We start from the raw sequence: 1,775 nt of genomic DNA, 5'->3' as shown, positions 1-1,775 counted from the left end.
GAGAACCAAGGCTTCGCACGCGACGATGAGTGGCGGAGCGATTGTTTAGCTCAACCTCCGGTGCACCGCTGTATCGCATCGTTCTGCTGCTGATGCGTTAGGTCGACCGAAGCAATTGGTAATGAGCGACAATTAGTTGCAGCAGACTGTTGTTCCGCCAGTTCACCAGAGAAGACGCTTACGCCTCAATCGCGCGTTTCATTACGAAGCCAAGCTGCTGAAGCTGGGAGAGCGGTGGCTATGTGATGGAAGCCCATGCCAGTGCCCATCATAATTTGCCATGTCGACCACAGGGGCGCTAAAAGACTGCGCGCGCTGAGCGATCCACTTCTCCGTCTGCGCGCCCTGCGATCCCCCGAAGACCTGATACCGATCGCGGCCGAACTAGCGTCGAAGCCGGYGGTAAATAGCAAAGATCAAGAAGCGTTAGTCAGCGCCAGGTTAGCAACGGAGGTCAGCTTCATCTACTCACCGTCTGCGCCCGGCACCGACTGTATAGATTGCAGCGGCCACTATGATTACGACGCCTTCGATAATCCCCTGATAGTTGGCCCCGAGGTTGAGTAAATTGAAACCATTCGTCAGCGTTACCAGAAGCAGTGCGCCTGCCGCAGACTTGAGCACCGAGCCACTGCCTCCAAACAGCGAGGTGCCGCCAAGGATAGCCGATGCAATGACCGCAAGTTCCGCCCCCTGCATGGCACCTGGATATGTCGATCCAAGACGTGAAACATAGAGCAGGCCGGCAAAACCCGCTGCAAGGCTCGAAAGCAGGAAGCCGAAGATTTTGTAACCGACAACGTTGACGCCAGCCAGGCGGGCCGCCTCGGCATTACCGCCCACCGCATAGAGGCGTCGACCGAAGGTGGTGAATGTGAGCAGCAGCCAAATCACTACGGTGAAGACAAGAAAATAGATTGCCKGATTCGCGACAGTGTCGCGAGGACCGCTGAGGATTCCCATCCCGCCAACGATCGTAGCGCCAATCAGGGCAAATACGCCGCGAACGCGACTGGTGCTCCCCCGATAGAGCCCGACCAGACCACAAATGGCGAAAAGCCCCCCCAGACAATAGAGCACGACGTTCATCGGCTGTCGTGTTGTCTCAAATAACTGCATCRCCGCAACCGCCGATTCATCGGTCGAGTTCAGTGAACGGCCATCCGTCAACACAAGAATTATACCGCGCGCTCCAGTCAACATGCCGAGCGTCACGATGAACGCATTGATGCCTAGGAACTGATTGATCGCTCCGTTGACCAGCCCGACAAAAGCTGCCACCGAGAGTGCCAGTATTGCGGCGATTCCAAAGCCCAACGTTCCGACGGTCATAAGGAAGACAACCCCCACAAGTGCGGCCACCGAGCCCACCGACAGGTCGAAATTGYCCGTGATCAGCACCACCGTCATCGCAATTGCCATTATTCCTGTCAGTGAAGCCTGATAGACAATGTTCGAAAGGTTTGCCGCCGTCAGCGGTTGCGACTTGCCCAGGTACATGGCAATCGCCGTCACGATGAATAACACCAGCGCCAGGGCGACATAGACGCCGAATTCACGCAGTATTCCTAGGACGTATGGATCTCTTGATTTGGATACAGCCAAATTTTCCTTTTTTGCGTCGATCAACACCCCGCTCCCAACCGTAGTACTTGGGGCGATAAGCCCGATCTCTTCTTTCAATCTCGTCATATGCATGATTCCACTCCAGAGAACGGGGCAGACCTCAGGCGCCAGAAGCCAGCAGCACCAGCTCGTGCTCGGAGGTTTGCGAC

At 56.0% G+C, this 1,775-nt stretch carries 1 protein-coding gene; it reads right to left on the bottom strand.

What is annotated here, in order from left to right; translation table 11 throughout:
* Window positions 1–468: 468 nt before the first annotated feature.
* A complete protein-coding gene (locus tag ORS3428_RS28450) occupies window positions 469–1,698 on the bottom strand; it encodes an ABC transporter permease (protein WP_244508133.1) in 1,230 nt (409 codons plus the stop codon).
* Window positions 1,699–1,775: the final 77 nt, after the last annotated feature.

It is taken from the genome of Mesorhizobium sp. ORS 3428 (assembly GCF_001854785.1).
Classification (GTDB): domain Bacteria; phylum Pseudomonadota; class Alphaproteobacteria; order Rhizobiales; family Rhizobiaceae; genus Mesorhizobium.
This window is presented reverse-complemented; position numbering and strand designations above follow the sequence as displayed.